Source organism: Streptomyces sp. SID14478, from assembly GCF_010548525.1.
In the GTDB taxonomy this organism is placed as follows: domain Bacteria; phylum Actinomycetota; class Actinomycetes; order Streptomycetales; family Streptomycetaceae; genus Streptomyces.
Window position 1 is genome coordinate 1 of sequence record NZ_JAAGMG010001421.1, and the last position, 215, is coordinate 215.

Here is a 215-nt window from a genome sequence, read left to right on the forward strand (position 1 = left end):
CCCTGGCCCAGGCCCTGGGCGACGCCGGCATCGAGGCACCCCTGTGGGCGCTGACCCGGCGGGCCGTGACCGTGACCGACCAGGACGGCGAACCGGACCCCGCGCAGACGGCCGTGTGGGGCCTGGGCCGGGTCATCGGCCTGGAACACCCCACGCGCTGGGGCGGGTCGATCGACCTGCCCGGACCGGACGAGGAGCTCGCCGCACCGCTGACG

At 77.2% G+C, this 215-nt stretch carries 1 protein-coding gene; it reads left to right on the forward strand.

All coding sequences use genetic code 11. The features are described from left to right. Positions 1 to 215 (forward strand): hypothetical protein (locus G3I40_RS44685; protein WP_164560503.1); only part of this gene is annotated, 215 nt, incomplete at both ends.